The sequence below is a fragment of the Longimicrobiaceae bacterium genome (assembly GCA_035696245.1).
Classification (GTDB): domain Bacteria; phylum Gemmatimonadota; class Gemmatimonadetes; order Longimicrobiales; family Longimicrobiaceae; genus DASRQW01.
The window spans coordinates 1-6224 of the sequence record DASRQW010000383.1 but is presented as its reverse complement, the minus strand read 5'-3'; the positions used below and the strand labels follow the sequence as shown (position 1 = coordinate 6224).

Here is a 6224-nt window from a genome sequence, read left to right as displayed (position 1 = left end):
GTCCACCATCTGGAACAGCTCCAGCGGAGTGTCGTTTCGCCCGAGCATCGCTCTACGCAGAAGAGGAGTTCACCAGTAGATTCGCTCCCTCAATCTACCGCTTCACACCCTGAGGCGCAGCGTTTTTCAACAGACTTCTAGCCGTCCATCGTCCAGTTCCGCCGAGCCGGCGAACCGCGGGCGAACGGTAGATGCGCATCGTTCCGCCCGACGGGACGTGCGCAGCGATGGCAGATCCGCATCCCACGTCCAGATCGGCAGATACGCATATGTCGACGTGATCTGGAGATGTGCGGTCGACGAGTTCGGGTGATGCGCATCCCGCGTTCGGGAGATGCGGGCCTTCCGACGATCGCGTTCCGGCCGCGCCTCCGCCGATGCGCAGCTTTCGATCACGAACGGCGGCGTCGTCTCCGCAGATGCGCATCTCGCGACCGGGCACGCCGGTCGCTTTCGCGCGAGGCACATCTCGCGACCGGGCACGCCGGGCGCTTTCGCGCGAGGCACATCTCCCGGCCGGCCGTGTCCGTGGCTTCTCGGGCGATACGCATCTTCCTACGGCGTGCCGTCGCGTCTCCGCAGATGCGACGCGCGTCCTCTCCCGAATTCCGGTTGGTCCACCCGCGCCCCGGATCCGCATGACCATCCCCGCGCGCCTGCCCTGTGACGCTCCCCCTCCGGCCGAGCACGCCGGCCCGTCCGCGGGCGCGACGGAGGCGAGCGTCGTGGGCGGGCGGTGGATCGTCGCGGCGACAGTGATGGGGTCGGGGCTGGCGTTCCTGGACGCGACGGCGGTGAACGTGGCCGTGCCCGCGCTCCAGGAGCAGATGCAGGCCACGTCCGCGCAGGTGCAGTGGGTGCTGGAGAGCTACTCGCTGGTGCTGGCGGGCTGCATCCTCGCGGCCGGCGCACTGGGCGACCGCTACGGGCGGAGGCGCGTGTTCGCCGCCGGCGTGTGCCTGTTCGCCGCCGCGTCGCTCGCGTGCGGCCTGGCGCCGGCGATGGGCGCCCTCATCGCCGCGCGCGCCGTGCAGGGCCTGGGCGCCGCGCTGCTCATGCCCGGCAGCCTCGCCATCCTGGGCTCCGCGTTCCAAGGACAGGCGCGGGCGCGGGCCATCGGGCTGTGGTCGTCGCTCACGTCCGTCGCGGGAGTGGTGGGGCCGGTGGCCGGCGGATGGATCGCGGACCACCTGTCGTGGCGGTGGATCTTCTTCGTGAACCTGCCGCTCGCCGCCGCGGTGCTGCTCGTCACGCTGCGCCACGTGCCGGAGAGCCGCGGCAGCGGGCGCGGGCGGCTGGACCTCGCCGGGGCGGTGCTCGCCACGGTAGCGCTGGCGGGCCTGGTATACGCCGCGCTGGAGTCGCCGCGTCTGGGCGTGGGCGACGCGCGTGTGATCGCCGCGGCGGGCGTGGCCGTGCTCGCGGGCGCGGCGCTGGTGCGTCGCGAGCGGCGGCTGGAGCGCGCGGCGGTGGCCGGCCGTGCATCTCCCGTGGAGCCGATGCTGCCGCTGGGGCTGTTCCGCGGGCGGGCCTTCGCGGGGCTGAACCTGCTCACGCTGTGCCTGTACGCGGCGTTCGGCGCCTTCTTCTGGATCCCGTTCGACCTGGTGCTCGCGCACGGCTACTCCGCCACGCTCGCCGGCGCGGCGCTGCTGCCCATGACGCTGGCCGCGCTGCTGCTGGCGCCCCGCAGCGACGCGGTGGCGCGGCGGGTGGGCACCGGCGCCGTCCTTGCCGCGGGGCCCGCGCTCGCCGCGCTCGGCTTCGTCCTCTTCGCCGTGCTGAACGCGGACGCGGGCTACTGGCGCGGCGTGTTCCCGGCGTCGCTGGTGCTGGGCGTGGGCCTGGGGATCACGGTCGCGCCGCTGACCAACGCCGTGCTGGGCTCGGTGGATGCGGGGCACGTGGGCGTCGCGTCGGGCGTGAACAACGCCGTGGCGCGCGCGGCGGGCGTGCTCGCACTGGCCGCGCTGGCGCCGCTCGTCGCGCACGTGTTCGACCGCGCGCTCGACGGGCACCTCGCAGCGATGGAGCACGCCGGCACGGCCCTTCCCGCCGCCGCGCGCGCGGCGCTCGACGCGGGCCGCGCGAAGCTGGCCGCGGCGCCCACGCCGCCCGGCCTGGACGCCGCCACGTCTGCCGCGGTCCGCGCCGCCTTGCGCGCATCTACCGACGCCGGCTTCCGCGTGGCGATGCTCGTCTGCTCGGCGCTCGCGGGCCTGGCCGCCGTCACCGGCTGGCGCGTGCGGACGTCGCTGGGCGCCGCGCCGCCGCCCGTTCGTCGCCCGGCGGCTTGACACGCGGCGGCGCGAACGGCACCGTGAGGTGCGCAGCCCGATCCCCATCCACCCGGAGCCCCCCGTGCATCGTCGCGAACGGCTGCAAGACAGTCCCGCACGCCCTCCCCAAACCGCATCGTCCCCCGCGCCTGAGACTTCGCCAGTCGGCCGCGTTCCCACGCGGGGGCCGCTGACGCCCGCGGGCGTGCTGGCGTTGCAGCGCGCGGTGGGCAACCAGGCGGTCGGCCGGCTGCTGGACGATCGCGGCGGCGAGGGGCGCATCCAGCGGAGGTTCCTCTGGGCCAACCCGAACGGCTACAAGTTCTCGATCCGGTACGAAGACCGGTACATCCGTGCGGCGAGCCAGGTCGCTCCGATGGTGGGCTCCATCTTCAACCGAAGGCCGGCGGCCCCGCAGAGCGGCTTCCTGCGCTACAGCTTCACCGACGACAGCCTGGTGATCGAGCACATCGAGACGGACCCGGAGAACGGCACGGGCTTGGGCCCGCTCCTCATCCTGCTGGCTGCGCGCCGCGCCATCGAGCTCGACAAGCCGAAGATCAGCGTGGTGGGGCTCCGCTATCCGGAATACTACGCCCGCTGGGGCTTCGACATCGATACCCCGCGTGCCGCGACCCGCAGGATGTACGCGGACGCCGGCCAGGAGGCCCCGGCCCAGATCGCCGTCGTGCAGGCGGACTCCACCCCCGCCGAGGTGGTCGACAGGACCGAGCCGTACGTGGAGGCGAACTGGACGCACGAGTGGAACGGACCCACGAACGCCGAGGGCGAGATCGAGCTGCGGTGACGGGCTTCACCATCCGCGCTCCGGAAATCCTCGCATGGTGGGTTGAAGTCGCACCCATCGAAGCTCCGAAACGACGGCCCCGCGGCGTTTGCTCCGCGGGGCCGTTTCGCGTGCTCTGGGACCCCGACTGCACCTGCGGAGCGGGAGGTGTTATCTTTCGCGTCTTTTCATCGCCATGCCGGGCCACGGTTTACGCCCGGCACGAAGCATCCGGACGATGTGCATCCCCCGGCGCCCGCGCCGCTATCCGATAGAGAGCCGATGTCCCTCGCCGAGATCGACCTGCCCGAAGTCTCCGACGCGCTGGACGGCGCCGACGCGTTCGTGGAGCGCGCCATGGCCGCCGCCGAGCTGCTGGAGGAGGTCGTCGCCGACCGCGCGCTGCTCCTGCTGCTCACGACGGACGAGCGCAAGCGGCTGATGGAGGCTGCCGGCCGCGCCTCGCGCCCCGACGCGGACGAGCGGCGGACGATGCTGCGCGCCTCCAAGCGCGACCGCAAGGCCGCGCACGTGGGCCAGGCCGAGACGGTGCTCCAGGAGACGGGCATCCGCCGGCTGCGGCGCGAGGCGGTGTTCCAGACGCCCAACCTCTTCCCGCCCACCGGCTTCGACGCCCACGGCGAGGCGGTCGCGGACGAAGGTTTCCAGGAGGCGCCCGAGCGGCTCAACTGCTACATCTGCAAGCGCGACTACACCGCGCTGCACCACTTCTACGACCAGCTCTGCCCGACCTGCGCGGCGCTGAACTTCGTGAAGCGCACCGAGACGGCGGACCTGACCGGCCGCGTGGCGCTGCTCACCGGCGGGCGGGTGAAGATCGGCTACCAGGCGGGGATCAAGCTGCTGCGGGCGGGCGCGCACCTCATCGTCACCACGCGCTTCCCGCGCGACTCCGCCGCGCGCTACGCGGCGGAGCCGGACTTCGCGGAGTGGGGGCACCGGCTGGAGGTGTTCGGGCTGGACCTGCGCCACACGCCCAGCGTGGAGGCATTCTGCACCCACCTGCTGGACACGCGCGACCGGCTGGACTTCATCGTCAACAACGCCTGCCAGACGGTGCGCCGCCCGCCGGACTTCTACCGGCACATGATGGAGGGCGAGACCGCGCCGGCTCACGCGTTGCCCGAGCACGTGCGCGGCCTGCTGGGCGCGTACGAGGGCCTGCGCGGGCCCGACCTGCTGCCGGCCGGCGGCGCGCCCGCCGTGCGCGCGCGCCTGGCGGACGTGGCCGGCCTCACGCACGCCGCCGAGCTGTCGCAGGTGCCGCTGCTGGACGACGACGAGGCGGTGCCGTCGCACCTCTTTCCCGTGGGCCGGCTGGACCAGGACCTCCAGCAGGTGGACCTGCGCGGGCGCAACTCGTGGCGCCTGCAGATGGACGAGGTGCCTTCGGTGGAGCTGCTGGAGGTGCACCTTGTGAACGCGGTGGCGCCTTTCATCCTCAACGCGCGCCTCAAGCCGCTGATGATGCGCACGCCCGAGCGCGACAAGCACATCGTGAACGTGTCGGCCGTGGAGGGGCAGTTCTACCGCCGGTTCAAGACCACGCGGCACCCGCACACCAACATGGCCAAGGCCGCGCTGAACATGATGACGCGCACGTCGGCGGCGGACTACGTGGCCGACGGCATCCACATGAACAGCGTCGACACGGGCTGGGTGACCGACGAGGATCCGGCCGAGATCGCGGCCCGCAAGACGGCCGAGCACCGCTTCCACCCGCCGCTCGACATCGTGGACGGCGCCGCGCGCATCGTGGACCCCATCATCTCCGGCTTCAACACCGGACGCCACGTCCACGGCCTCTTCCTCAAGGACTACGGCCCCGTCGCGTGGTAGTCTCTCGGGACCAGCGTTAAAGCTATGGTAGGGTAGCACCGATGTGTGCTCCTGCTCTTCCGAGGCGATCGTGTGTCGGGGGGGCCTCGTGGCTGCCGCAGCGGGATGACACGCAGGTCATCCCCTACCATTCTGAGGTTTGGACGCGTGGCAGTGCACTCGTCCAAGTGCATGATCGCATGATCGATGAGGCGCTCGGACAGATGACTCACGAACGAAGGGCCGGTGTCGCGCTGACGCCGGCCCTTCGTGTATCATCCGCTGGTCCGCAGGTTGGGCGGTGCTATTCCGGCGGCGTGGGGAGGCGCTCCATCTCCATCGAATATGCGCGGAAGCCCTGGGAGCGCCAGAAGGCCTGGCCGGCCTCGTTGGTCGCGAGCACGTCCAGCACGATGCGGTGCGCGGGGGGGATGATCTCGCCCAGCAGCACCTTCATCACCGCCGAGCCCAGGCGGCGCCCGCGGTGCTCGCGCAGCACGAAGAAGTGGCGGATGTACGCCGAATCCTCATCGATCCGCACCAGCGCGTAGGCCACCGTCTCGCCGCCCTCGGAGAAGATGAGCGCCTCGTAGTCGCCCTCCTCCAGCCAGCGCCGCATCCGGCTCTCCAGGCCTTCCAGCGACATGCCGCCGCCGTTCCACTCCTCGGCGATGAGCTGCCGGTTGATCTCCGCCAAGAACGGCGCGTCGGCGTCCGTCGCTCGTCTGAATTCCATTCGTTCTTCCATCCGCGAAAAAGTAAGCAGCGGCCCGGAGCGCTCCGGGCCGCGAAGTAGAGATCGTGGTTCTGTCGGTGATCTGCCGCGGCCTCGGGATGCCGTGGACGCACTTGGTGTGGGCGGCGGATGGGAGATGCCACCACGTTGCGCGCCACCTTGCAAGGCCGCGCACAACAATCCTCGAATCTAACGACTTACGCCTGTCTGCTCCAGCCTTTCGATCACCTCGATCGCCGTCTACAGAGCGGGGCGCGTGGGGTCGATCATACGGTCTGGCTCCCGGTGGCGGCCAGCCGGGTCAGAGAGCTTGCGAGGTACGGCCGCATCGTCTTGTCGATTCCCGGCCTCCGGAGAACGCTGCCGAGAACGAGGCGCGCGAAATTTACCGGGCGGCACCCAAACCTGTGAATGTCAGAACTGCCGCGCGGCGGACAGTGTGGCTTTGTGAGACGCGCATCGACTTCTCACACTTCTCGCATTGCCGAACATGGGTGTGGAGGTATGTTCACGATCCGAGGAGGGCGAGCGAACCCGGAGCGGCGCGCGTATGGAAACGGATCTGGTGCTGGTGGTGGACGAC

General features: G+C 71.0%; 4 protein-coding genes. 3 read left to right on the top strand and 1 reads right to left on the bottom strand.

What is annotated here, in order from left to right; genetic code table 11:
- Positions 1–638: 638 nt before the first annotated feature.
- From VFE05_17280 to VFE05_17270, 3 genes are all read left to right on the top strand, one after another.
- Positions 639–2297: a DHA2 family efflux MFS transporter permease subunit gene (locus VFE05_17280; GenBank protein HET6231832.1), complete on the top strand. Its 1659-nt coding sequence runs from the start codon at positions 639–641 to the stop codon at positions 2295–2297.
- 187 nt (positions 2298–2484) lie between these two features.
- Positions 2485–3087 (top strand): hypothetical protein, encoded by a 603-nt coding sequence (locus tag VFE05_17275; GenBank protein HET6231831.1) that lies wholly within the window; start codon positions 2485–2487, stop codon positions 3085–3087.
- Positions 3088–3348: 261 nt separating this feature from the next.
- Positions 3349–4926, top strand: a complete 1578-nt coding sequence (locus VFE05_17270) for an SDR family oxidoreductase (GenBank protein HET6231830.1) — start codon at positions 3349–3351, stop codon at positions 4924–4926.
- A gap of 283 nt (positions 4927–5209) precedes the next feature.
- Here VFE05_17270 and VFE05_17265 read toward each other — a convergent pair whose 3' ends face one another.
- A complete protein-coding gene (locus VFE05_17265; GenBank protein ID HET6231829.1) occupies positions 5210–5641 on the bottom strand; it encodes a GNAT family N-acetyltransferase in 432 nt (143 codons plus the stop codon).
- Positions 5642–6224 lie beyond the last annotated feature (583 nt).